Source organism: Streptomyces sp. NPDC087420 (genome assembly GCF_044744165.1).
Taxonomy (GTDB): domain Bacteria; phylum Actinomycetota; class Actinomycetes; order Streptomycetales; family Streptomycetaceae; genus Streptomyces.
Genome location: NZ_JBIUXU010000023.1, coordinates 46,180 through 67,907, shown reverse-complemented (window position 1 = coordinate 67,907; position 21,728 = coordinate 46,180). Strand labels below are relative to the sequence as shown.

At 73.1% G+C, this 21,728-nt stretch carries 20 protein-coding genes, 1 pseudogene and 1 riboswitch; of the genes and pseudogenes, 11 read left to right on the top strand and 10 right to left on the bottom strand.

The window, feature by feature from the left end; all coding sequences use genetic code 11:
- Positions 1-234: 234 nt before the first annotated feature.
- Positions 235-1,296: an Rv2231c family pyridoxal phosphate-dependent protein CobC gene (gene cobC, locus ACIO1C_RS34455; protein WP_401871395.1), complete on the bottom strand. Its 1,062-nt coding sequence runs from the start codon at positions 1,294-1,296 to the stop codon at positions 235-237.
- A gap of 177 nt (positions 1,297-1,473) precedes the next feature.
- Positions 1,474-1,854: pseudogene (locus ACIO1C_RS34450) on the bottom strand (cobalamin biosynthesis protein); the annotation flags it as partial.
- A 51-nt stretch (positions 1,855-1,905) separates the two neighbouring features.
- On the opposite strand from ACIO1C_RS34450, the gene ACIO1C_RS34445 reads away from it, so the two are divergent.
- Positions 1,906-2,670 (top strand): ZIP family metal transporter, encoded by a 765-nt coding sequence (locus tag ACIO1C_RS34445; RefSeq protein WP_401871392.1) that lies wholly within the window; start codon positions 1,906-1,908, stop codon positions 2,668-2,670.
- Positions 2,671-2,678: 8 nt separating this feature from the next.
- Here the strand turns inward: ACIO1C_RS34445 and ACIO1C_RS34440 are convergent, their stop codons facing one another.
- The 7 genes from ACIO1C_RS34440 to ACIO1C_RS34410 form a co-directional block, all read right to left on the bottom strand.
- Complete coding sequence (locus ACIO1C_RS34440; RefSeq protein ID WP_401871389.1) at positions 2,679-4,037, bottom strand: cobyrinate a,c-diamide synthase; 1,359 nt, start codon at positions 4,035-4,037, stop codon at positions 2,679-2,681.
- A complete protein-coding gene (gene cobO / locus ACIO1C_RS34435) occupies positions 4,031-4,630 on the bottom strand; it encodes a cob(I)yrinic acid a,c-diamide adenosyltransferase (RefSeq protein ID WP_401871386.1) in 600 nt (199 codons plus the stop codon). Before cobO ends, ACIO1C_RS34440 begins: the two co-directional genes overlap by 7 nt.
- Positions 4,630-6,621, bottom strand: coding sequence for a putative cobaltochelatase (locus ACIO1C_RS34430; protein ID WP_401871383.1), 1,992 nt, complete (start codon positions 6,619-6,621; stop codon positions 4,630-4,632). The genes cobO and ACIO1C_RS34430 overlap by 1 nt, the downstream gene beginning before the upstream one ends.
- A 267-nt stretch (positions 6,622-6,888) precedes the next feature.
- Entirely contained in the window at positions 6,889-8,433 is a 1,545-nt protein-coding gene (locus ACIO1C_RS34425; protein ID WP_401871380.1) for a cobyric acid synthase, read from the bottom strand.
- The gene (locus ACIO1C_RS34420; protein WP_401871399.1) at positions 8,430-9,530 is read right to left on the bottom strand and encodes a cobalamin biosynthesis protein; all 1,101 of its coding nucleotides are present in this window, start codon (positions 9,528-9,530) and stop codon (positions 8,430-8,432) included. The genes ACIO1C_RS34425 and ACIO1C_RS34420 overlap by 4 nt, the downstream gene beginning before the upstream one ends.
- A 237-nt stretch (positions 9,531-9,767) precedes the next feature.
- A riboswitch (cobalamin riboswitch) is annotated at positions 9,768-9,916 on the bottom strand.
- Between the two features lie 104 nt (positions 9,917-10,020).
- Entirely contained in the window at positions 10,021-10,257 is a 237-nt protein-coding gene (locus ACIO1C_RS34415) for a hypothetical protein (protein WP_401871378.1), read from the bottom strand.
- A 12-nt stretch (positions 10,258-10,269) separates the two neighbouring features.
- On the bottom strand, positions 10,270-11,541 hold the full coding sequence (locus ACIO1C_RS34410; RefSeq protein WP_401871375.1) for an anion permease: 1,272 nt from the start codon (positions 11,539-11,541) through the stop codon (positions 10,270-10,272).
- 169 nt (positions 11,542-11,710) lie between these two features.
- Between ACIO1C_RS34410 and ACIO1C_RS34405 the strand changes: the two genes are divergently transcribed.
- From ACIO1C_RS34405 to ACIO1C_RS34380, 6 genes are all read left to right on the top strand, one after another.
- Positions 11,711-12,406 (top strand): class II aldolase/adducin family protein, encoded by a 696-nt coding sequence (locus ACIO1C_RS34405; protein WP_401871374.1) that lies wholly within the window; start codon positions 11,711-11,713, stop codon positions 12,404-12,406.
- 165 nt (positions 12,407-12,571) lie between these two features.
- The gene (locus ACIO1C_RS34400) at positions 12,572-13,699 is read left to right on the top strand and encodes an alpha/beta hydrolase (RefSeq protein WP_401871371.1); all 1,128 of its coding nucleotides are present in this window, start codon (positions 12,572-12,574) and stop codon (positions 13,697-13,699) included.
- 222 nt (positions 13,700-13,921) lie between these two features.
- The gene (locus tag ACIO1C_RS34395) at positions 13,922-15,433 is read left to right on the top strand and encodes a hypothetical protein (protein ID WP_401871369.1); all 1,512 of its coding nucleotides are present in this window, start codon (positions 13,922-13,924) and stop codon (positions 15,431-15,433) included.
- A 185-nt stretch (positions 15,434-15,618) separates the two neighbouring features.
- Entirely contained in the window at positions 15,619-17,217 is a 1,599-nt protein-coding gene (locus ACIO1C_RS34390; protein ID WP_401871366.1) for an ABC-F family ATP-binding cassette domain-containing protein, read from the top strand.
- A 401-nt stretch (positions 17,218-17,618) separates the two neighbouring features.
- Positions 17,619-17,840: a helix-turn-helix domain-containing protein gene (locus ACIO1C_RS34385; protein WP_208298717.1), complete on the top strand. Its 222-nt coding sequence runs from the start codon at positions 17,619-17,621 to the stop codon at positions 17,838-17,840.
- Between the two features lie 128 nt (positions 17,841-17,968).
- Positions 17,969-18,760, top strand: coding sequence for an enoyl-CoA hydratase/isomerase family protein (locus ACIO1C_RS34380; protein ID WP_401871363.1), 792 nt, complete (start codon positions 17,969-17,971; stop codon positions 18,758-18,760).
- Between the two features lie 93 nt (positions 18,761-18,853).
- Here the strand turns inward: ACIO1C_RS34380 and ACIO1C_RS34375 are convergent, their stop codons facing one another.
- On the bottom strand, positions 18,854-19,636 hold the full coding sequence (locus ACIO1C_RS34375; protein WP_401871360.1) for a hypothetical protein: 783 nt from the start codon (positions 19,634-19,636) through the stop codon (positions 18,854-18,856).
- Positions 19,637-19,729: 93 nt separating this feature from the next.
- On the opposite strand from ACIO1C_RS34375, the gene ACIO1C_RS34370 reads away from it, so the two are divergent.
- From ACIO1C_RS34370 to ACIO1C_RS34355, 4 genes are read left to right on the top strand one after another with little or no spacing between them, the layout of a single operon-like run.
- Positions 19,730-20,227, top strand: a complete 498-nt coding sequence (locus tag ACIO1C_RS34370) for an Asp23/Gls24 family envelope stress response protein (RefSeq protein WP_161308281.1) — start codon at positions 19,730-19,732, stop codon at positions 20,225-20,227.
- A 41-nt stretch (positions 20,228-20,268) separates the two neighbouring features.
- Positions 20,269-20,460, top strand: a complete 192-nt coding sequence (locus ACIO1C_RS34365; RefSeq protein ID WP_161308280.1) for a hypothetical protein — start codon at positions 20,269-20,271, stop codon at positions 20,458-20,460.
- A 6-nt stretch (positions 20,461-20,466) separates the two neighbouring features.
- Positions 20,467-20,814, top strand: coding sequence for a hypothetical protein (locus ACIO1C_RS34360; RefSeq protein WP_401871357.1), 348 nt, complete (start codon positions 20,467-20,469; stop codon positions 20,812-20,814).
- Complete coding sequence (locus ACIO1C_RS34355) at positions 20,811-21,566, top strand: DUF6286 domain-containing protein (protein WP_401871354.1); 756 nt, start codon at positions 20,811-20,813, stop codon at positions 21,564-21,566. Before ACIO1C_RS34360 ends, ACIO1C_RS34355 begins: the two co-directional genes overlap by 4 nt.
- Positions 21,567-21,728 lie beyond the last annotated feature (162 nt).

Here is a 21,728-nt window from a genome sequence, read left to right as displayed (position 1 = left end):
GTTTTGTGTCGCATGGCGACCGTCACGCAATTCGGAGTTGCTGAACGCGACGTAAAACATGCAGTGCAGGACACGACCCCTGACCGGCCCCCGGCGACAACCCGCACCAGGCCACCGGCCCGCAGCGGGCAAAATCAAGCCCGTCCGGCGATTGAGGACAACACGGACCGCAACGCGGTCACCGAGAACGCGCGGCCCCCCGGCCCAAGAACGCCGCCAAGGCCAAGGCCACCGCTACGGGCCCACGGCAACCAGCGCCTGGTCCAGCGCCTGCAAGAAGCGGTTCGTTGTCGCGCGGTCTCTCACCGCGACCCGCAGCCACCTCCCGTCCAGGCCCGGAAACGTGTCCCCCCGCCTCGCCGCGAACCCCAGGGACCGCAGGCGCGTACGGACCGCGTCCGCCCGGTTCGTGTGGAGGAGGACAAAGGGGGCCGCCGCCGCCGGGACGACCCGTACCTCATCGAACTCCGCGAGCCCCGCGAGCAGGTGCCGGCGGTCCAGGGCGATGAGGCACGCCGCCGACTCCGCCTCCGCCAGTGCCGCCGGCGCCATGCACGCCTCCGCCGCCGCCAGCGCGGGCGTCGACACCGGCCACAGCGGCTGCGCCCGCTCCAGCGCGGCGATGGTCTCCGGCGCGGCCAGGACGTACCCGACCCGCAGCCCCGCCAGGCCCCAGGTCTTCGTGAGGCTGCGGATCACCACCAGGCCGGGCACGTCGACGCGGCCGGACAGCGCCTCCGGCTCCCCCGGCACCGCGTCCATGAACGCCTCGTCCACCACCAGCGTCCGCCCCGGCCGGGCCAGCGACGCGATCGTCGCCGCCGGGTGGAGCACGGACGTCGGGTTCGTGGGGTTGCCCAGGACCACCAGGTCCGCGTCCTCCGGCACCGACGCCGGATCGAGCCGGAAGCCGTCCGACGCGCGGAGCAGGACCCGCCGTACGGTGTGCCCCGCGTCCCGCAGCGCCGCCTCCGGCTCGGTGAACTGGGGGTGCACGACCACCGGCCGCGCGACCCGCAGCGCCCGCGCCAGCAGGACGAACGCCTCCGCCGCCCCCGCCGTCAGCAGCACCCGCTCCACCGGCAGCCCGTGCCGCGCCGCGACCGCCGCGCGCGCCGCCCGACCGTCGGGGTACGCGGCGAGCCCGGTGATCGAGTCGGCGATCCGGGCGCGCAGCCAGGCCGGGGGAGTACCGGTACGGACGTTGACCGCGAGGTCGATGAGCGCGCCGGGGCAGTCCCGTACCTCGGCGTCGCCGTGATGCCCGAGGTCATGCGTGTCAGCGCGCGTAGACATGGCTGCCACAGGCCCGCTCGTAGCCGTACAGAGGGGGGTCGGCGGTTATGGGGGTCACCGGGCTCCTTCCGAATGCCCCGGGGTCACCGGGGCGTCACGACGCGCCCCGCGGTGTACCGCGTGGCCGCTGTTGTCTACCGTCTACACCTGCGCCGTGTCCAGGCCCATCCGTTACACCCGGCCCGGGGCGCGGGCGACCGCGCAGGTGGCGGAGGCGGCCCGGCCGGGGGGCCGTGAGGTCCGTTTCGGTACGAGGAGTTCGCCGCCGCGGGCGAGCGCCGCGGCCTCCGCGACGGACGGCGTGCCGAGGGCGGCGAGCGGCGCGGGGGACGGATTCGGTACGGCGACACCCGCGAGGAAGGCCGCCGCGTACCCCCGTACCGGCACCCCCAGCCGCGCGGCGGCGGCCGTGATCCCCGTCTCACCGGCGCGGGCATCGACGGTCGCCAGTTCCATGACGTCGGCCGCCACGAGCCCCGCGTCCCGCAGGGTTTCCTCGATCAGGCCGGTCATTTCCTCGGCGGAGACGCCCGCGCGGGCCCCGACGCCGACCACCAGCGGGGACCCCGGATGTGCGCGGGAGGGCCCCGATCGGCTAAGCAGGGGCCCATGGCGGTCTTCGTCGCGCTCGGCGCGTTCCTCATGACCCTCTTCGGAGGCTGGACGGCGCAACGCGTCACCGACCGCCGGCACCTCGTGCTGGGCCTGGCGGGCGGGCTGATGCTGGGGGTGGTCGGGCTCGACCTCCTGCCGGAGGCGATGCGCGCGGCGGGCGACGAGATCTTCGGCGTACCGCAGGCCCTGCTGCTGTTCGTGGGCGGCTTCCTCGTCGCCCATCTGGTGGAACGGCTGCTGGCCGTCCGCCAGGCGTCCCACGGCGCGGACCCGAAGGAGAGCGAGGCGCTCGACGGCCACGACAGCCACGCCCACGCCCGCGTGCCGCAGGTCGGGCTCACGGCCGCCGCCGCGATGGTCGGCCACAGCCTGATGGACGGCATCGCGCTCGGCGCGGCCTTCCAGGTCGGCGGGGGCATGGGCGCGGCCGTCGCGCTCGCCGTCGTCGCCCACGACTTCGCCGACGGCTTCAACACGTACACCCTGACCAGCCTGTACGGGAACGACCGCCGCAAGGCGCTCACGATGCTCGTCGCGGACGCCGTCGCGCCGGTGGTCGGCGCCGCGTCGACGCTGCTGTTCACGCTCCCCGAGGAACTGCTCGGCAGCTATCTCGGGTTCTTCGGCGGCGCCCTTCTCTACCTGGCCGCCGCCGAGATCCTCCCCGAGGCGCACCACGACCATCCGGCGCGCTCCACGGTGCTGTGCACGATCGCGGGCGCGGCGTTCATCTGGCTGGTGGTGGGCATCGCCGGCTGACGGGCACGTCATCCGGCACACCGCTCCACGAACCGCCGCGCCATCAGGGGTGTGGCCGCCCAGTGCGTGTGCAGGTAGCTGGCGTGCACCCCCCGCTGCACGAAGCCTTCGAGGCGCCGTTCCGGGTGCACCACGCCCCAGGCGGGCGCCGCGCCCGCGCCGGGCTCCAGCACCGTGCGGTGGAACTCATGCCCCCGTACGCGCGTCCCCGCCACGGCCAGCGCGCTGTCACCGACGGCCACCGCCTCCCGGTAGCCGAGCGTCAGCCGTCCCGACATCCGCCCGTCGGCGTCCAGCACCCCGCACATCGGCTTCCCGTCCAGCGACCGCGCGAGGTACAGCAGCCCCGCGCACTCGGCCGCCACCGGCGCCCCGGAGTGGGCCAGCTCGGAAACGGCCTTGCGGAGCCGCTCGTTGGCGGACAGCTCCGGCGCGTACACCTCGGGGAAGCCGCCGCCGATGACCAACCCCCGCGTGCCGTCGGGCAGTTGTTCGTCCCGCAGCGGATCGAAGGGCACGACGTCCGCGCCGGCCGCAGTAAGCAGTTCGGTGTGTTCGGCGTACGAGAACGTGAACGCGGACCCGGCGGCCACCGCCACCACCGGCCGGGAGCCGACCGGTTCGACCTCGGGGGACCACGGGGTCACGTCCAGCGCGGGCGCGCTGCGCGCCAGGGCCAGCAGCGCCTCCAGATCACACCCGTCACGCACGCGCCCGGCCAGCTCCCGCATCGATCCCACCGCGTCCGCCCGGCGCTCGGCGACGGGCACCAGCCCCAAGTGGCGGGAGGGCGTGCTGACCTGATCGGTCCGCCGCAGCACCCCCATCACCGGGACGCCCGACTCGTCCAGCGCCTCACGCAGCAAAAGCTCGTGCCGGTCCGAGGCGACCTTGTTGAGGATCACCCCGCCGATCCGCACCTCGGGGTCCCAGGACGCGAAGCCGTGCACCAGCGCCGCCACCGAACGCGACTGCGACGAGGCGTCCACCACCAGCACCACCGGCGCGCGCAGCAGCTTCGACACCTGGGCGGTGGAGGCGAGTTCGCCCTGGCCCGACGCGCCGTCGTAGAGGCCCATCACCCCCTCCACGAGGGCGAGATCGCACCCCGCCGCGCCGTGCGCGAAGAGCGGCCCGATCAGGGCCGTACCGCTCATGTACGCGTCGAGGTTGCGCCCCGGCCGCCCGGGACCACCCGCCGAGACCGCGAGCGTGTGATAGCCGGGGTCGATGTAGTCGGGCCCCACCTTGTGGGGGGACACGGCGAGCCCACGCTCCGAGAAGGCCGCCATCAGCCCGGTCGCGACCGTGGTCTTCCCGCTGCCCGACGACGGCGCGGCGATGACCAGGCGGGGGACACTCACCACTCGATGCCCCTCTGGCCCTTCTGCCCCGCGTCCATCGGGTGCTTGACCTTCGTCATCTCCGTGACGAGATCCGCGAACTCCACCAGTTTCTCAGGGGCGTTGCGGCCGGTGATGACCACATGCTGGGTGCCGGGCCGGGTACGCAGTACCTCGATCACCTCGTCCGTGTCCACCCACCCCCAGTGCAGCGGATACATGAACTCGTCGAGCACGTACAGCTTGTGGGTCTCCGCCGCCAGGTCGCGCTTGACCTGTTCCCAACCCTCCCGCGCCGCCTCCTCGTTGGACAACTGGCTGTCGCGCTGCACCCACGACCACCCCTCGCCCATCTTGTGCCAGGCGACGGAACCGCCCTCGCCGCTCGCCCCCAGCACCTTGAGCGCCTGCTCCTCCCCGACCTTCCACTTCGCCGACTTCACGAACTGGAACACCCCGATCGGCCACCCCTGCGTCCACGCGCGCAGCGCAAGACCGAACGCCGCCGTCGACTTGCCCTTGCCCACCCCGGTGTGGACGAGGACGAGCGGGCGGTTGCGGCGCTGGCGGGTGGTGAGCCCGTCGTCCGGTACGGTCTCCGGCTGTCCCTGCGGCATTACGCGGCCCTCCGTCGGTTGCCCTGTACGTCCCTGACCAGCCCGGCGATGCTGTCGGCGCGCAGATCGTCCAGCGTGACGCACGTGCCTTCCAGATCCCCGGCGAGTGTCCCGGCGAGCCCGAGCCGTACGATCCCCGACTCGCAGTCCACGACCACCGAAGCGGTCCCCTCCGACGCGTGCAGCCGCGCGGCACGCGCCGCGAGCGCGACCGGATCCGCGCCGCCCGTCGCCCGCCCGTCGGTCACCACGACGAGCAGCGGCCGGCGCGCGGGATCCCGCAGCCGCTCCACCCGCAGCACGTCATGGGCCTTCAACAGCCCTGCGGCCAGGGGCGTACGGCCCCCGGTCGGCAGCGACTCCAGCCGGACCGCCGCGGCGTCCACGGACGACGTCGGGGGCAGTGCCACCTCCGCGTCCTTGCCCCGGAAGGTCACCAACCCGACCTTGTCGCGCCGCTGGTACGCGTCCAGCAGCAGCGAGAGCACCGCGCCCTTCACCGCGCTCATCCGCCGCTTGGCGGCCATGGACCCGGAGGCGTCGACCACGAACAGCACGAGATTGCCCTCGCGCCCTTCCCTCGTGGCCTGCCGCAGATCGTCCTTGCGTATGACCAGACCAGGCCCACTACGGCCACGCGCCCGCTGGTGCGGGGCGGCGGCCTGCACGGTAGCGGCGAGGTGCAACTTGGTCAGCGCACCCCGGGGCCGGCGCGACCCGGTGGTCCTGCCGTGTTCGGTACGCGCCCGGGACCGCCGCCCGGCGGCCCCTTCGCCGAGGCCGGGAACGCTGAGCATCTTCGTACGGTACGGCTCACCGGCCTGTACGGCGGCCTGCTCACCACCCCCGCCCCCGGGGCGCGGCGAGGGCTCGGGCGTGTCGCCCTCCCCGGCTCCTGAATCCTCCGGCGCGTCGGGCCCACTATCGGGCGCCGGCTCACCCCCACCCCCGGGCCCATCAGGCTCCGGATCATCATCCTCGCCCTTGAACTCCTCCAACGTGTCGTCGAGCTTGTCCTGATCAAGCCCCGGCGCGTCGAACGGATTGCGCCGCCGCCGGTGCGGCAACGCGAGCAGCGCGGCCTGCCGGACGTCCTCGGCGAGCACGTCCGTACGCCCGGCCCACGCGGCCAGCGCCGTCGCGGTCCGCGCCATCACGATGTCGGCGCGCATCCCGTCCACCTCGAAGGCGGCGCAGGTGGCGGCGATCTGCAACAGAGCGGCATCCCCCAGCCGTACGTCCGACAGCAGCGCCCGCGCGGCAACGATCCGCTCCCGCAGCGCACTCTCCTCCTCGGCCCAACGCCCCGCGAACCCAGCCGGATCGTCGTCGTAGGCGAGCCGCCGCCGTACGACCTCCACCCGCGTCTCGGGCTCCCGGGACGCGGCGACCTCCACGGTCAGCCCGAACCGGTCGAGCAACTGCGGCCGCAGCTCCCCCTCTTCGGGGTTCATCGTCCCGACGAGCAGAAACCGCGCGGCATGCCGTACGGAGACCCCTTCACGCTCGACGTACGAGGCACCCATGGCGGCGGCGTCCAGCAGGAGATCGACCAGGTGGTCGTGGAGCAGATTGACCTCGTCGACGTACAACACCCCACGGTGGGCATCGGCGAGAAGCCCCGGCTCGAAGGCCTTCACGCCCTCCGACAGGGCCCGCTCGATGTCGAGCGCCCCCACAAGCCGATCCTCCGAGGCCCCGACGGGCAACTCGACCATCCGCGCGGGCCGCGCCGTACCCGGACCGCTCTCGTGGGGTCCGTCAGGACACCGCGGATCGGGCGAGGCGGGATCGCAACTGAACCGGCACCCCGCCACCACGCCGACCTCGGGCATCAACGCGGACAGCGCCCGTACGGCGGTGCTCTTGGCGGTGCCCTTCTCACCCCGAACCAACACACCACCAACCGCCGGACTGACAGCGTTCAGCAGCAGCGCGAGCCGTAGATCGTCCATTCCGACGACAGCGGTAAACGGGAAAGGGGTACTCATGGGGCTCCTTGGAGTGCGGTCAGTACGTGTCGGACTACCGGCGGCAGGTGGCTCAGCCCCCACCGGCGCGAGGGGGTCGGGGTCGGAGGAGGCACGGGTGTCCGGACGTAAAGCGTCGCAACTCGCGCGAAGCGCGGTGACCACGCGGCGGAGCCGCATATTGATTGCAGCGCAGTCCGGACACCCGTGCCTCCGGAGGCCCCGGCACCCGTCCCGGACGACGCACCCGCGCCACAACGGCCGTCACGACGCCCCCGCCGGACGGCGTCACGGCGCACCCGGCGGAATGAACGGCAACCCCCCAGGAGCACCCCCCTCGATCAGCCGCCACAACGCGTCCGTGTCCGCGTGCTCCTCCACCAGGTCCCCCAGCAGATCGAGCTGTTCCTCCCGCAGCGCCCCGAAGCTCGTGTCCGGCGCCGGTACGAACCGCCGCCCCGCCTCCCGCGCGACCTCCACGAGAAACCGCCGCCGGAACGCGTCGTTCTCCAGCACCCCGTGCCAGTGCGTCCCCCGCACGGAACCCACCCGGCACCCGTCCACCGCCACCCCGCCCCCGTCGGAGACAAACGCCGAGCCGCCGCCGACCTCCGCGACCCCGTGGTGGATCTCGTACCCCTCCACGGGCTCACCGAGCGCGACGCCCACCGGCCGCCCCAGCGTCTTCTCGCGCGCGAACCGCACCCGTACCGGCAGAAGCCCCAGCCCCGCCACGACCCCGGCCCGCGACTCCACCTCGTCGTCGATCAGCTCGCCGAGCACCTGGTAGCCGCCGCAGATGCCCAGTACGGGACGACCCTCCGCCGCCCGCCGGGCCACCGCGTCCGCGAGGCCGCGCTCCCGCAGCCAGGCCAGGGCGCCCACGGTGCCGCGGGTGCCGGGTATGACGACCAGGTCCGCGTCGGCCAGTTCCTCCGCCCGGTCCACGAACCGCACGACCACCCCCGGCTCGGCCGCCAGCGCGTCCACGTCGGTGAAGTTGGACATCAGCGGTACGGCGCACACCGCGACGCGCAGCACGTCCTCGCCGTACGGGACGGACGCCGCGGACTCCCGTACCGACCCGCGGAGCGACACCCGCAGGCCGTCCTCCTCGTCGATGCCGAGCCCCGGCCGCCACGGCAGGACACCGAGGGTCGCCCGCCCGGTCAGACCGCGCAGCATCTCCAACCCCGGTTCCAGCAGGGAGACATCGCCCCGGAACTTGTTGACGACGTACCCCGCGACCAGCGCCTGGTCCTCGGCGCTCAGCAGCGCGGTCGTCCCGAAGAACGAGGCGAAGACCCCGCCCCGGTCGATGTCGCCGACCACGACGACCGGCAGGCGGGCGGCGCGGGCGATGCCCATGTTGACGATGTCGGTGCGGCGGAGGTTGATCTCGGCGGGGCTGCCGGCGCCTTCGCAGATCACGGCGTCGTACGTACGGCGCAGCTCGGCCAGGCACTCCAGTACGGTGCCCAGCAGCGCTTCCTGGCGGCCTCCGTGGTAGCCCCTGGCGCTCATCTCGCCGACCGGCCGTCCCATGAGGACCACTTGACTGCTCCGGTCGCCGCCCGGTTTCAGCAGTACGGGGTTCATCAGCGCGGTCGGCTCGACGCGGGCGGCCTGCGCCTGCATGGCCTGGGCCCGGCCGATCTCGGCGCCTTCGCGCGTCACGAACGAGTTGAGCGACATGTTCTGGCCCTTGAAGGGCGCGACTTTGACACCCTGCCGCACGAGCCACCGACAGACGCCCGCGGTGACGACACTCTTGCCCGCGTCGGAGGTGGTCCCGGCGATCAGCACCCCGCCCCCAAGCCCACCGCGCCTCACGACGGCCTCCCCACACCGGCACCGCCACCGGTGCCCACACCGCCACCGGCACCCGCTCCGGCAACGGCACCCGCACCGAAGCCCGCGCCGACGCCCCCGTCGGCCTTCGCCCTCGCTCCCGAAGCCGCCGCGTACGCGAACCGACCCGCCACGCACACCGCCAGCGCCAACCCGCTCACCCGCCGGGACAGCCGTACGGCCCGCTCGATGTCGGCGACTTCCACCGCCCGGCCGCCACCGTTCAGTACGGGGCGGTGCTCGACCCGGCCGCCGTAAGCAAGCGTTCCGCCCAGCCGTACGCCCAGCGCGCCCGCGAACGAGGTTTCCACCGGGCCCGCGTTGGGGCTCGGGTGCTTGCGCGCGTCGCGCCGTACCGCCCGCCACGCCCCGCGTGGGTTGCCACCCGCGACAACGGCCAGCGCGGCGGTCAGCCGGGCGCCGGGCCAGCCGGCCACGTCGTCCAGGCGGGCCGAGGCCCAGCCGAACCGGCGGTATTTCGGGGACTTGTGTCCCACCATCGCGTCCAGCGTGTTCACGGCCCGGAACCCGGCCAGCCCGGGGACCCCGGCCAGGGCGCCCCACACGAGCGCGCCCACCACCGCGTCGGAGGTGTTCTCGGCCACGGACTCCACGACGGCCCGCGCGATCTGCTGGGCGTCGAGGGACTGCGGGTCACGGCCGCACAGGTGCGGCAGCCGCTCCCGGGCCAGTTCGACGTTCCCGGCGCCGAGCGCCCGGCCGATGGCCCGCGCCTCGCGCGCCAGGGACGTACCGCCGACGACGGACCAGGTGGTCGCGGCCGTCAGCGCGACCGAGGCGACACCACGGCCCGCGAGCCCGGCAACTCCCGCCGCCCCGACCCCCGTACGCCCTCGCGCCCCGCGTCCCCGCACCCCGCGCCCCACCACCGCGCCCAGTCCGGCGGCCCCGCCCGCGCAGACCAGCGTGTGCAACGCGCCCCAGCCCCGGTGGTCCCGCCACAGCACGCGCTCCACGGCCCCCGCGGCCCGTCCGAACGCCGCGACCGGATGGCCCCGGCGAGGATCGCCCAGCAGTAGGTCGGCGAGCAGGCCGCCGACGGCCCCGTACGCGTGGATCCGCGCGGCGTCCCAGCCGGCCGACCGGGCCGGGTCCGCGCCCGCCCAGGCTCCGGCCCCGGAGGCAGCGGAAGCGGATGAGGAGGAAGCGACCGAAGCGGCAGAAGCGACCGAAGCGGCAGAAGAGACCGAAGCGGCAGAAGAGACCGAAGCGGCAGAAGTTGCGGCGCGGGCGGAAGCCCAAAGGTCGCGGCCAGGCATGGCGACGTGTCCTCACTCAGGGTCCGCGCCCCGGCTCGACGGAAACGCGGCGGCGAGAGTTCCTGGCTCCCGGGGACGTTTCCCCGAAGGGACACCGTGCCCGGTGACAGTGGCGGGACCGCGCCGGATTCGCACCGGCTTCCTCTGCTGCCGCCGTAATTGGCCCCGGCAGTCCACCACGCTGCGAGAACGCCCGTCAACCCGCCCTTGACCTGCGACGGGGCAGTGTGCGAAGCCCCACACGAAAGACCCGGGGGCCAGGCCCCCGGGTCTTTCGCCGTACGTACGGTCAGGCCACGATCAGGTAGATGCCGTACGCCACCGCCGCCGCGCACAGCGCGAAGCACGCGTAGGCGCCGGTGCGCGCCAGGGCCACGGAGCCACCTGCGGACCCCCCGGCCGACTCCGAGGCCGATTCCTGCTTGGCCAATGCCACGATGCCGAGGGTGAACAGGCCCACCAGACCGATGGTGGACACGAGGCTGACGCCGAACACGGAGCCGAGGGCTGCCCAGTCGATTTTCATGTGATCGCTTCCTTAGACCGTGGCGGTTCGCGCCGACTCGCCGGCGACGGCGGGCGGGGCGGGCAGGGCGACAGGCCCGGGGATGGTGGTCGTCAGACCGGCGGTAGCGACGTCCACGGACGCGATGTCCGCCACCGTCAGACCGGAAGCGGGGATGTCCACCCCCACGTTCACCGGCACCACGTCGGCCCCCGTCACGTTCGTGTGGTCCACCGGCCGGCGCCGCGACGCGAGCCAGATCGCACCGGAGACGGCGACGAGCAGGATCGCCACGACGGTGACGCCCCAGGTGCCGTGGCCGGTCAGGAACTCCGCCCCGGCGGCGACCAGACCCGCGGCGGGCAGGGTCAGCCCCCAGGCGATGAACATCCGGGTCGCGGTCGACCACCGGACGACCCCGCCCTTGCGGCCCAGCCCGGCGCCCATCACGGCACCGGAGCAGGACTGCGTGGTGGAGAGCGAGAAGCCGAGGTGCGAGGAGGCCAGGATGACCGTCGCGGCGCTGGTCTGGGCGGCGAAGCCCTGCTGCGGGCGCAGGTCGGTGAGGCCGGTGCCCATGGTCTTGATGATGCGCCAGCCACCGAGGTACGTGCCGAGCGCGATCGCCGTGCCCGCCGAGACGATGACCCACAGCGGCGGGTTGGAGCCGGGGGAGAGGACCCCGCCGGTGACCAGCGCCAGCGTGATGACGCCCATGGTCTTCTGCGCGTCGTTGGTGCCGTGGGCGAGGGAGACCAGGCCGGCGGAGGCGATCTGCCCGGCCCGGAAGCCCTTGGCCGTGGCCTTCTCGTCCGTACGGGCGCTGACGCGGTACGTCAGCCGGGTGGCGAGCATGGCCGCGAGCCCCGCGACGAGCGGGGCGGCGAGCGCCGGGATCAGGACCTTGGTGATGACGACGCCGCCGTTGACACCGGAGGTGCCGACGGACATCAGGGTGGCGCCGATGAGGCCGCCGAACAGGGCGTGGGAGGAGCTCGACGGGAGCCCCAGCAGCCACGTGAAGAGATTCCAGATGATCGCGCCGACCAGCGCCGCGAAGATCACTTCCGTACGGATGCCCGATTCGTTGATGAGTCCGCCGGAGATCGTCTTGGCGACCTCCACGGACAGGAACGCGCCGACGAGATTCAGGACGGCGGACATCGCCACCGCCGTCTTGGGCTTCAGGGCGCCGGTCGAGATGGTCGTCGCCATCGCGTTGGCGGTGTCGTGGAAACCGTTCGTGAAATCGAACACGAGAGCCGTCGCGATCACGATCGCGAGCAGCAGCGTGAAGTGTTCCATTTACCCAGGCAATCGTTCGACGTCGGTGGCCACGGTGAACGTAAGGATGCAGGGTGAACGGAAGGTTAACTAGGGAGGTACTCGGGGTGTCTCTCCTGAAGGGCTCTCCGGTCACCCTGATTTGTTGTCCGACCTGCCCTTTTTCCGCCCCGCCTGACAAGATCGTCATATGACGGATCATCTGACCGGACGGGCCGCGGAGCGCCCCGCCGAGGGGCATGGGGACGCGCGCGACCGGGCCTGGGCGGAGCTGGTGGCGACCGCGCGCAGGACCACCGCGGAAGGGCTCGTCGTGGGCACGTCGGGCAATGTCTCCGTACGGGTCGGGGACGAAGTCCTCGTCACCCCGAGCGGGGTGCCGTACGACCGTCTCACGGCCGGCGACCTGGTCGCCGTCGACCTCTCGGGACGCCAGGTCTCGGGCCGTCTCGGCCCGACGAGCGAGCTGCCGCTCCACCTGGAGATCTACCGCACCACGGACGCCTCCGCCGTGGTCCACACCCACGCCGTCCACGCCACCGCCGTCTCGACCCTCGTCACCGAACTGCCGCTGATCCACTACATGGCGGCGGCCCTCGGCGGCCCGGTGCGGGTGGCTCCCTACGCCACGTACGGCACGCCCGAACTGGCCGCGCACATGCTCGATGCCCTGCGCGACCGTACGGGCTGCCTGCTCCGGAACCACGGAACCGTCACCTACGGCGACTCCCTCGACCGGGCGTACGACCGCACGGCCCAGCTGGAGTGGATGTGCCGCGTCTGGCTCACGGCGTCCTCGGTCCCCGGCCGCACCCCGGCCCTGCTCTCCGAGGCCCAGGTCGCCGAGGTCGGCGAGAAGCTCAAGGGCTACGGCCAGAAGCCCTGAGGCCCGGAAGCCCTGAGGCTCTGAGGCCCGAAAGCCCTGAGGCCCGGAATCGCTGAGGCCCTGAGGCCCAAGAGCCGGGGCGACATCCCCGGCAGCCGCCACGTCCGCAGCCCTGACGGCCCACGCCCGGTGGCCGTCCGCCGCCGTCGTACCGACACTGAGGAGATGCGCCCGGCAACTGTGACGGCAGCGGCCGTCTCCACACTCATCGGTGTCGGCGCGGCCGCGGTGGCGGCCGGCCGGTACGCCAGCGATGCCGCGCTCAAGGCATCGCCCGGGCGCTCCCTGCCCGGCGACCCCTGGCTGACCGTGCACGCCACGGCCGCCGGACACGTCACCCTGACCCGCTGCCTCGCCTCCGTGCGGCCCGGGACGTACGGCCTTGAGGCGCCCGGCCTCCACGCGGTCGTCGGGCCCGTCCTCGACGGGGAGGCGCGCGACGCCGACACCGTCGTACGGCGGCTGGAGCGCGTCAGCCGGGGCACCCTCGCCCCCGGCGCGCGCGTGCGGCTCACCCCCCAGCTGTACAGCGGCGATCCCACCACGGCCCTCGGGATCGACCACAAGGACGTGCTGATCCCGGGTGAACTGGGCGCGCTGCCCGCGTGGTTCGTACCGGGGGACCGCGAGACCTGGGTGATCACCACCCACGGCCTGGGCACCACCCGCGAGCACCCGCTGAACCTCCTGCCGTTCCTCACCGGCCAGCAGTTCCCGGTGCTCGACCTCGCCTACCGGGGCGACGCGGGCGCGCCCCGCTCCCCGGACGGCCTCGGGCACCTCGGCGACTCCGAATGGCGCGATCTCGACGCGGCGATCCGCTACGCCGTCCGGTACGGCGCCGAGCGGGTGATCCTGTACGGCTGGTCCACCGGCGCCTCCATGGCGCTGCGCGCCGCGGCGGACTCCACGCTCACCGCGCGGATCTCCGGCCTGGTGCTGGACTCGCCGGTGCTCGACTGGGAGTCCACGCTGCGGGCGCTCGCCTCGGCCCGCCGGGTCCCGGCGGCGCTGATGCCGCTCGCCGTCAGGGCGGCCCAGGGGAGCACCGGACTGCACGGGAACCGGCTGCGCCAGGCCGCGGACCCCCGGAACCTGCGGGTCCCCACCCTGATCTTCCACGGCCCCGGCGACATCCTCACGCCGTGGGAACCCGCCCGCGCCCTCGCCGCCCACCGGCCGGAGCTGATCTTCCTTCACCCCGTGGCGCACGCCCCGCACGGCGCGATGTGGAACGCCGATCCCGAGGACTACGAGGAAACCCTCCGCCGCTTCCTCGTCCCCCTGATGTAGCGGACGCGGATGTGACGGACGCGGATGCAACGGATGCGGATGAGACGCGGATGGAGCGGACGCACCACCCCGCGAACCGCCCCCGCCGGGACTCCGGAAGCGCGCTTTCACCCCATCCGTACCACTCCGTTGAGCTCGTGTGAGGGGCTCCCTCCACCGGGTCAGGAGCGAGGGGAGAGGTTCCGTTTGGGCTTTCGGGCAGTCACCGGGAAGACTGCCCCCGTGACGTCCCGAAAGCCTGATGAGCAATTGGCGCGCAACTCCAGACTCCGACTTGTCACCCCGAGGCCGTTGACCACGGCACGACGGGCTGTGACCGACGGGCGCAGCCGCCCCGCACCCCGGCCGCCCGAGGGCACTCCGCCACCGGCGGAGCTGGCCCGCCAGGCGAGGGCCGTCCTCGCCGACGCCGTACGGATCGCCCGCTGGGCGGCCGCCGACCGTGACCCCGGAGCGGGTCATCTCGCCGCGCACACCCAGGAACGGGCCTCGGCCGCGCTGGACCTGACGGCGGAACAGGTCCGGGCGAGCTGGGACCGCGCCCGGCTGGCCGGACTGGTCGAGCTGCACGGCGGGACCGTGCGCCCCGGCTGGCGGCTCCAGGCCTGGGACCGCGACGACAGCGCCGTCCTGCGCGGCTGGGTGGCGCTCTTCGACGCCTGGTCGCTCGTCCACCCCGCCCCTGAGGACGTCGCCCCGGCGACCGTCGCCGAGGTGGTCGAGGCCGTCCCGCAGGTGCTCTCCCTGTTGCAGCTGTCCGCCGGCCCCGTGACCGCCCCGGCGCTGCTGGACCTGCTCCAGCAGCGCGTCGCGGAACTCCACGAGGAGCGCTGCGAGGTACCGGAGGTGCCGTACGGCCCCGACGGCGCGGAAGCGTCCGGCGCGCCCGCCCCGGCGGACGACGCGACGGAGCCGGCGGACGACGCGACGGAACCGGCCCCCGACGCCACGGACGCTCCGGAGGTCTCCGGCGCCACGGACGCACCGGACGGGTCCGACGTCCCCGCCGAGGTGCCGCTGCCTCCGCTCCTCGACTGGGCCCTGGAGGGCCTGGCCGCCGTCGGCGCGCTGACGCTGGGCAAGGGCCAGGCCACCCTCACCCCCCTCGGCAACTGGGCGGTCTGGGTCAAGCTGGAGCAGATCTGCGTCGCCGCCCAGAGCCCCGCGGGCAACATCGAGCAGCACGCCCAGGACATGCTCCGCGGCTGCGCCCGGCTCACCCCGGGACCGGCGCGCGCCGAATACCGCGCCTGGCTCGCCGCGCGCACCGTCGGGAGCGCCATCATCGAACTGCTCGCCGTCGCCCGCGGCGAGGACGCGCTGCTGCGCGGTCTCGCCTTCGAGGCGCTGCGGGTCGTCGGAGCGCCCGCCGAGCCGTCGGTGCGGGCCGCGGTGAACGACACGTCCCTGCGGCCGTACGCGCTCCTCTGGCTGGCGGAGTACGAGGGCGCCGACCCCGACGACGCCGCCGACGTCCTGACCCGTGAGGAGGCGACCTGGCTCTGGGTCGACACGGCGGCGGCCGTCGCCGACCACGGGGAGACCGACCTGCTGGTACGGCACCTGGAGTCCGCCGTGCAGGGCACGGTGCCCGCGCTGCTCAGGGAGGTCAGGGCCATCGGCCATCCCCGTACGGTCCAGGTCCTGGTCGCCCTCGCCGCCGCACACCCGGACCCGGCCCTCGCCAAGGCCGTGCGCCGGGCCGCGTTCCAGGTGCACACCGGGGGCGCGTGAGCCCCAGCCCGTCCGGACGGGCGGGAACGCCCCGCCCGTCCGGCGGGGCGCCCCCGCCCAGACAAAGCAGTTGCGTGGCCCCGGTAGACTGGTGGCTATGGCACTTCTCCTTGTGCATTAGCCGGCGTCGAAGACTCTCCTCCGCCTGCCCTCTTCCGCCGTCCATACCGCCTTGGAGTCTTTCCGTGATCACCGCAACCGGCGTAGAACTGCGCGCCGGCGCCCGCGTCCTCATCGAGTCCGCCTCGTTCCGTATCGCCAAGGGAGACCGCATCGGTCTTGTCGGGCGCAACGGGGCGGGCAAGACCACCCTCACCAAGTGCCTCGCCGGCGAGGGGATCCCGGCCGCCGGGTCCATCACCCGCTCCGGTGAGGTCGGCTACCTGCCGCAGGACCCCCGCACCGGCGACCTCGACGTCCTCGCCCGCGACCGCGTCCTGTCCGCCCGCGACCTCGACTCCGTCCTGAGGAAGATGCGGGAGAACGAGGAGCGGATGGCCAACGGCCAGGGCGCCACCCGCGAGAAGGCGATGAAGAAGTACGAGCGCCTGGAGACGGAGTTCCTCACCAAGGGCGGGTACGCCGCCGAGGCCGAGGCCGCCACCATCGCCGCCGCGCTGGGCCTGCCCGACCGGGTGCTCGGCCAGCCCCTCCACACCCTCTCCGGCGGTCAGCGCCGCCGGATCGAACTGGCCCGCATCCTCTTCTCCGACGCGGACACCCTGCTCCTCGACGAGCCCACGAACCACCTGGACGCCGACTCCGTCGTCTGGCTGCGCGACTATCTCAAGAGCTACCGCGGCGGCTTCATCGTGATCTCCCACGATGTCGAGCTGGTCGAGACGGTGGTCAACAAGGTCTTCTACCTCGACGCCAACCGCGCCCAGATCGACGTCTATAATATGGGCTGGAAGCTCTACCAGCAGCAGCGCGAGTCGGACGAGAAGCGCCGCAAGCGCGAGCGGGCCAACGCCGAGAAGAAGGCCGCGACCCTGAACTCGCAGGCCGACAAGATGCGCGCGAAGGCCACCAAGACCGTCGCCGCGCAGAACATGGCCCGCCGCGCCGAGCGGCTGCTGTCCGGTCTTGAGCAGGTGCGCCAGTCCGACAAGGTCGCCAAGCTCCGCTTCCCCGAGCCCGCGCCCTGCGGCAAGACCCCGCTGACGGCGGAGGGACTGTCCAAGTCGTACGGCTCGCTGGAGATCTTCACCGACGTCGACCTCGCCATCGACAAGGGCTCCCGGGTGGTCATCCTCGGCCTCAACGGCGCCGGCAAGACGACGCTGCTGCGGCTGCTGGCCGGGGTCGAGAAGCCGGACACCGGAGCGGTCACCCCGGGCCACGGTCTCAAGCTGGGCTACTACGCGCAGGAGCACGAGACCCTGGACCCGGAGCGCTCCGTCCTGGAGAACATGCGCTCCTCCGCGCCCGACCTGGACCTGGTCGAGGTCCGCAAGACGCTCGGTTCCTTCCTGTTCTCCGGGGACGACGTCGACAAGCCCGCCGGGGTGCTGTCCGGCGGGGAGAAGACCCGTCTCGCGCTGGCGACCCTGGTCGTCTCCGCCGCGAACGTGCTGCTCCTCGACGAGCCGACGAACAACCTCGACCCGGCCAGCCGCGAGGAGATCCTCGGGGCCCTCCGTACGTACAAGGGCGCCGTCATCCTCGTCACGCACGACGAGGGCGCGGTCCACGCGCTGGAGCCCGAGCGGATCATCCTGCTGCCCGACGGGGTCGAGGACCTCTGGGGCGCCGACTACGCGGATCTCGTGGCGCTCGCCTGAGTGCTCCCGTCCGCGCGGCGCGCGGCTCCCGTCCGGGGGGTCGCGCCCGGTGATCCACATCTGGTGATCCACTCCCGATGGATCATTCGGCTCAGCGGTGATCCTTCATCTGAGTGAGACGGTCTCGTACTCCGGCGCGTCGTGAGACGGACCGGACCGTACGCGACCCCGAGCTGGCCATTTTCCGACATCAGGCTTCTGACCTGCGTCTTCGGTTAAAGAGCGGGTCAAGAGCGGCTGCGGCCCTGTCCGGAATTCAGCCAGAACTTGTCGTCCGGGACGTCCCCGCACCCCGAAGCGCGCGAAAGCTCGTCGCACGGACCTTGCCGAATGGGTGGCCAGGATGGCGCCAAGGGGTGATCATGAGAAGTCCAGAGCGCACTTCCCACGAGGAGGCACGGGTGGCCGAGACTCTGAAGAAGGGCAGCCGGGTAACCGGCGCCGCGCGCGACAAGCTCGCGGCAGACCTGAAGAAGAAGTACGACAACGGTGCGAGCATCCGGGCGCTGGCCGAAGAAACGGGCCGCTCCTACGGATTCGTCCACCGGATGCTCAGCGAGTCCGGAGTCACACTCCGGGGACGCGGCGGAGCGACGCGAGGCAAGAAGGCCGCTGCGGCCTGACGACCGAGTGTGGCTCCTCCCGGCCACCGGTTCGGTGGTGGCCACCCGGCCGACCGCAACGTCGGCCTGGTGGTTACTGTGCAGTCACTTAGCTCGAACGGCTGACTGCCCGAACCGGAGGCGCCCCTATGACTTCGCTCGATCCAGTACTCGACAAGGACGGCGTACGGCTCACCGTCGAGGACGCGGTCGCCACGGTGACGTTGACCAACCCGGCCAAACGCAACGCTCAGTCTCCCGCTCTGTGGCGGGCGTTGTCGGAAGCCGGACGGTTGTTGCCGGGCAGTGTGCGGGTTGTCATCCTGCGCGGTGAAGGTGTCTCCTTCTCCGCCGGGCTCGACCGGCAGGCGTTCACCCCCGAGGGGTTCGACGGGGAGCCTACTTTCCTCGATCTCGCGCGCGAGTCCGACGAGGCTCTCGACGCGGCGATCGCCGGGTACCAGGACGGATTCACCTGGCTGCGGCGCAACGACCTCGTGTCGATCGCGGCGGTCCAGGGGCATGCCATCGGGGCGGGCTTCCAGCTCGCCCTGGCGTGTGACCTCCGGGTGGTGACGCCCGACGTCCAGTTCGCCATGCGCGAGACCAGTCTCGGTATCGTCCCCGACCTCACCGGCACACATCCGCTGGTGGGGCTGGTGGGGTACGCCCGCGCCCTGGAGATTTGCGCGACGGGCCGCTTCGTCCAGGCGGCGGAGGCCGAGCGGACCGGGCTCGCCAACCTCGTGGTCGACGCGGACGAGCTCGACGCGGCGGTGAAGGACCTGGCGGCCGCGCTGCTGGCGGCTCCGCGCGACGCGGTGATCGAGACCAAGGCGCTGCTGGCGGGCGCGGCGGGCCGCACCTTCGACGAACAGCGCGCCGCCGAGCGCGCGTCCCAGGCCCGCCGCCTCCGCGACCTGGCGGGCCTGTCGGACTGACGTCGCGCCGGCCCCCGACGGGGCTACCGGCGCTCGCACGGCCGTACGGGAAGCCGCTCCTCCCGTACGGCCCCGCGCCCCCGTGCACGCCCCTCAGCTCCCGGCCGCCCCCTGGTCGGCCTCCGCCTCCACCGCCGTGACCAGCACCGTCACCGGCGACGTCCCCGTCGCGGTCACCGCCTCGCGGACCGCCCGTGCCACCGTCGGCGCGTGGTGGCCCGGTGCCGTCGCCACCTCCACCCGTACCTGGTCCCAGGTGACGGTCACCGCCGCGCCCAGGGTCCCGGTCAGATACGCGACCCCCGGCACCCCGGCCGCCACCCGGGCCGCCTCGCCCTGCGCCGCCGCGGCCCGTCGCCCGACCGGCCCAGTGGCCGCCGACTTTCTGACGGCCTCCGCCCCCGGCCCGGTGGCCGGCTCCACCAGGCCCGTGATCCGCAGGTCGACCTCCGCCACGTCCAGCCCCAGCCGCTCCTCCGCCGCCCCGGCCAGCACCTCGCGCAGCCGCTGCGCCACCGCCATCAGCGGCTCACCCGTCGTCGCCGTGAACTCCCCGTCGATCCGCAGCGGTACGGAAACGGCCGCGCCCGGCGGCGGGGGCACCACGGGCAACCCAGGCCCGTCCTGGTCGGCCGGGGAGAGCCACAGCCCGCCCAGCGACGCGCCCGGCACCGCCACCGCCGCGCGCCGCAGCTCCGCCGTCGCCGCCTGCTCCGTCACCCAGATCCCTTCGGACGGGCCGCCCGAAGGGAGCAGCCGGCCCAGACCCAGCCGCTGCCGCACCGCGGCCGTCCATCCGGGGGAGCCCTGGCCGCCGGCGCCCCGGTCCGAGGTGTCCGAAGGGCCCTGGCCGTCCGTGCTGTGCGCTGTCGTCATGGCCCCAGCCTGCCGTATGTACGGTGCGTAACCGCACAAGCACCCCTAATGTGTGCAAAGGAGTCCATCACCGAGCGGAAAGGGCGAATGGCGATGTCAGACACCGCATCCCGCAATCAGTCCGAGCCTTCCGTCAGGGAGGGGGTGGGCGACGAGGGGCGAAGGGTTTCCGCGGGCAAGCGCGGCGGAGGCGCCCCCGGCTCGCGCGGCCGTACCACCATCGCCGACGGCGTGGTGGAGAAGATCGCCGGTCTCGCGGCCCGTGACGTGGTCGGCGTGCACGCCATGGGCAGCGGAATGTCCCGCACCTTCGGCGCCGTCCGCGACCGGGTGCCCGGCACCGGGTCGTCCAAGTCCGTCAGCCGGGGCGTGAAGGCCGAGGTCGGCGAGGTCCAGGCCGCGCTCGACCTGGAGATCGTCGTGGACTACGGCGTGTCGATCACCGACGTCGCCCGGGTGGTCCGGGAGAACGTCATCTCCGCCGTGGAGCGGATGACGGGCCTGGAGGTCGTCGAGGTCAACATCGCGGTCAGCGACGTCAAGCTGCCCGACGAAGAGGACGACGACGACTCGGACACGCGAGTCCAGTAAGGGGTGGTGGAGACGGACGCGAAGCGGAGGAGGAGCGCACGATGAGCATGGCGATGGTCGGTGTGTTGGCCGGTATCGCGCTCGGGTTCGCCGGATATTTCGGCGGTTTCGGAGCGTTTGTGGTGGTGGCCGTGCTGGGCGCGGCCGGGTTCGTCGCCGGGAAATTCGCGGACGGCGATCTGGAGCCCGGCGACTTCTTCCGCAGTCGCGACCGCGACGGCCGGCGGCGGTGATCCCGCGTGGCCGGTGACCGGGTGGTGGCCGCCGAGCGCGGAGTGACGACGATCGCGGACCGCGTGGTGGCGAAGATCGCCGCGCGCGCCGCGAGGGAGGCGCTCGACCGCGTACCGGAAGGCGGCGAGGCACCGCACGCCTCGGTGACGGTGCATCACGGCGCCGCGCGGGTGCGGGTCGGCCTGGAGCTGGACTACCCGTCCGACGTCGGCGCCCGCTGCGGCGCCGTGCGGCAGCGGGTCGCCCAGCGGGTGCACGGGCTGGCGGGTGTGGAGGTGGCCGAGGTGGTGGTCCAGGTCGAACGCCTGCACTCCGTCCACACGCGGGGCACCGACCGGGGGAGGATCCGATGAGTCATCCATTCAACGAGTCCGACGAGTCAGACGAGTCCAACGGATCGAACGGATCGAACGAGTCGACCGGGCCGGACGAGGGACGCGACCGGGTCGACCTCGCCAAGCACGGCGAGCGAGGCGGGGTCGTGCGTACGGACCGGTCCGCCTCGGCCGCACCCGGCGAACCGCGGCCCCCCTTGCCCGACGGCGCCACGGTCTCCGGCGGCAAAGCGGGCCGCTTCTGGTCCGCGCGCCGGATCCCCGCCGCCGTGGCCGCCGCGATCATCCTGGGCGCCGCCGGGCTGGTGCTGTACGACGTCGCGGCGGTACGGGCCGGGCACCACGCGATGTACTGGCGCCGCAGACTGGCCGAGGAGCTGGCCGAACAACCGCTCGACGAGACGTGGCTCATGCTCTCGGCCTGTGTCGCGATGGCGCTCGGCGTCTGGCTGATCCTCCTCGCCCTGACTCCGGGGCTCCGCGCGCTGCTGCCGATGCGCCGCGACTTCGCGCACGTACGGGCCGGGCTCGACCGGTCCGCCGCCGCGCTGGTGCTGCGCGACCGGGCCATGGAGGTCTCGGGCGTGCGCTCCGCGCGGGTCCGGGTGCGCCGGCGCAAGGCACGGGTCCGCGCGCTGGCCCACTTCCGTGAACTCGACGACGTACGGGCCGATCTGGACAGCGCGCTCGGCGCCGGCCTGGGGGACCTCGGTCTCGCCAGGCCGCTGGCCCTGTCGGTACGGGTCCGCAGGCCCAAGAAGAAGGGGTGACCGGATGAGCCGGCGCGGCGAGAAGCGCGGGACGGACCGTCAGGAAAAGAAGGAGCAGAAGGAACAGAAGCAGTGGCGGGCGAGACAGGCGAAGAAGGCGAAGCACGAGCAGAGCGAGAAGAAGGCCGGCCACGGCCACGGGGGCGCGTCCAAGCCCGGCCG

What these genes read in the sequence shown, in the direction of transcription:
- cobC (WP_401871395.1), bottom strand. Translation starts at nt 1,296, where the DNA reads ATGTCTACGCGCGCTGACACGCATGACCTCGGGCATCACGGCGACGCC.
- ACIO1C_RS34445 (WP_401871392.1), top strand. Translation starts at nt 1,906, where the DNA reads ATGGCGGTCTTCGTCGCGCTCGGCGCGTTCCTCATGACCCTCTTCGGA.
- cobO (WP_401871386.1), bottom strand. Translation starts at nt 4,630, where the DNA reads ATGCCGCAGGGACAGCCGGAGACCGTACCGGACGACGGGCTCACCACC.
- ACIO1C_RS34430 (WP_401871383.1), bottom strand. Translation starts at nt 6,621, where the DNA reads ATGAGTACCCCTTTCCCGTTTACCGCTGTCGTCGGAATGGACGATCTA.
- ACIO1C_RS34415 (WP_401871378.1), bottom strand. Translation starts at nt 10,257, where the DNA reads ATGAAAATCGACTGGGCAGCCCTCGGCTCCGTGTTCGGCGTCAGCCTC.
- ACIO1C_RS34410 (WP_401871375.1), bottom strand. Translation starts at nt 11,541, where the DNA reads ATGGAACACTTCACGCTGCTGCTCGCGATCGTGATCGCGACGGCTCTC.
- ACIO1C_RS34405 (WP_401871374.1), top strand. Translation starts at nt 11,711, where the DNA reads ATGACGGATCATCTGACCGGACGGGCCGCGGAGCGCCCCGCCGAGGGG.
- ACIO1C_RS34400 (WP_401871371.1), top strand. Translation starts at nt 12,572, where the DNA reads ATGCGCCCGGCAACTGTGACGGCAGCGGCCGTCTCCACACTCATCGGT.
- ACIO1C_RS34380 (WP_401871363.1), top strand. Translation starts at nt 17,969, where the DNA reads ATGACTTCGCTCGATCCAGTACTCGACAAGGACGGCGTACGGCTCACC.
- ACIO1C_RS34375 (WP_401871360.1), bottom strand. Translation starts at nt 19,636, where the DNA reads ATGACGACAGCGCACAGCACGGACGGCCAGGGCCCTTCGGACACCTCG.
- ACIO1C_RS34370 (WP_161308281.1), top strand. Translation starts at nt 19,730, where the DNA reads ATGTCAGACACCGCATCCCGCAATCAGTCCGAGCCTTCCGTCAGGGAG.
- ACIO1C_RS34365 (WP_161308280.1), top strand. Translation starts at nt 20,269, where the DNA reads ATGAGCATGGCGATGGTCGGTGTGTTGGCCGGTATCGCGCTCGGGTTC.
- ACIO1C_RS34355 (WP_401871354.1), top strand. Translation starts at nt 20,811, where the DNA reads ATGAGTCATCCATTCAACGAGTCCGACGAGTCAGACGAGTCCAACGGA.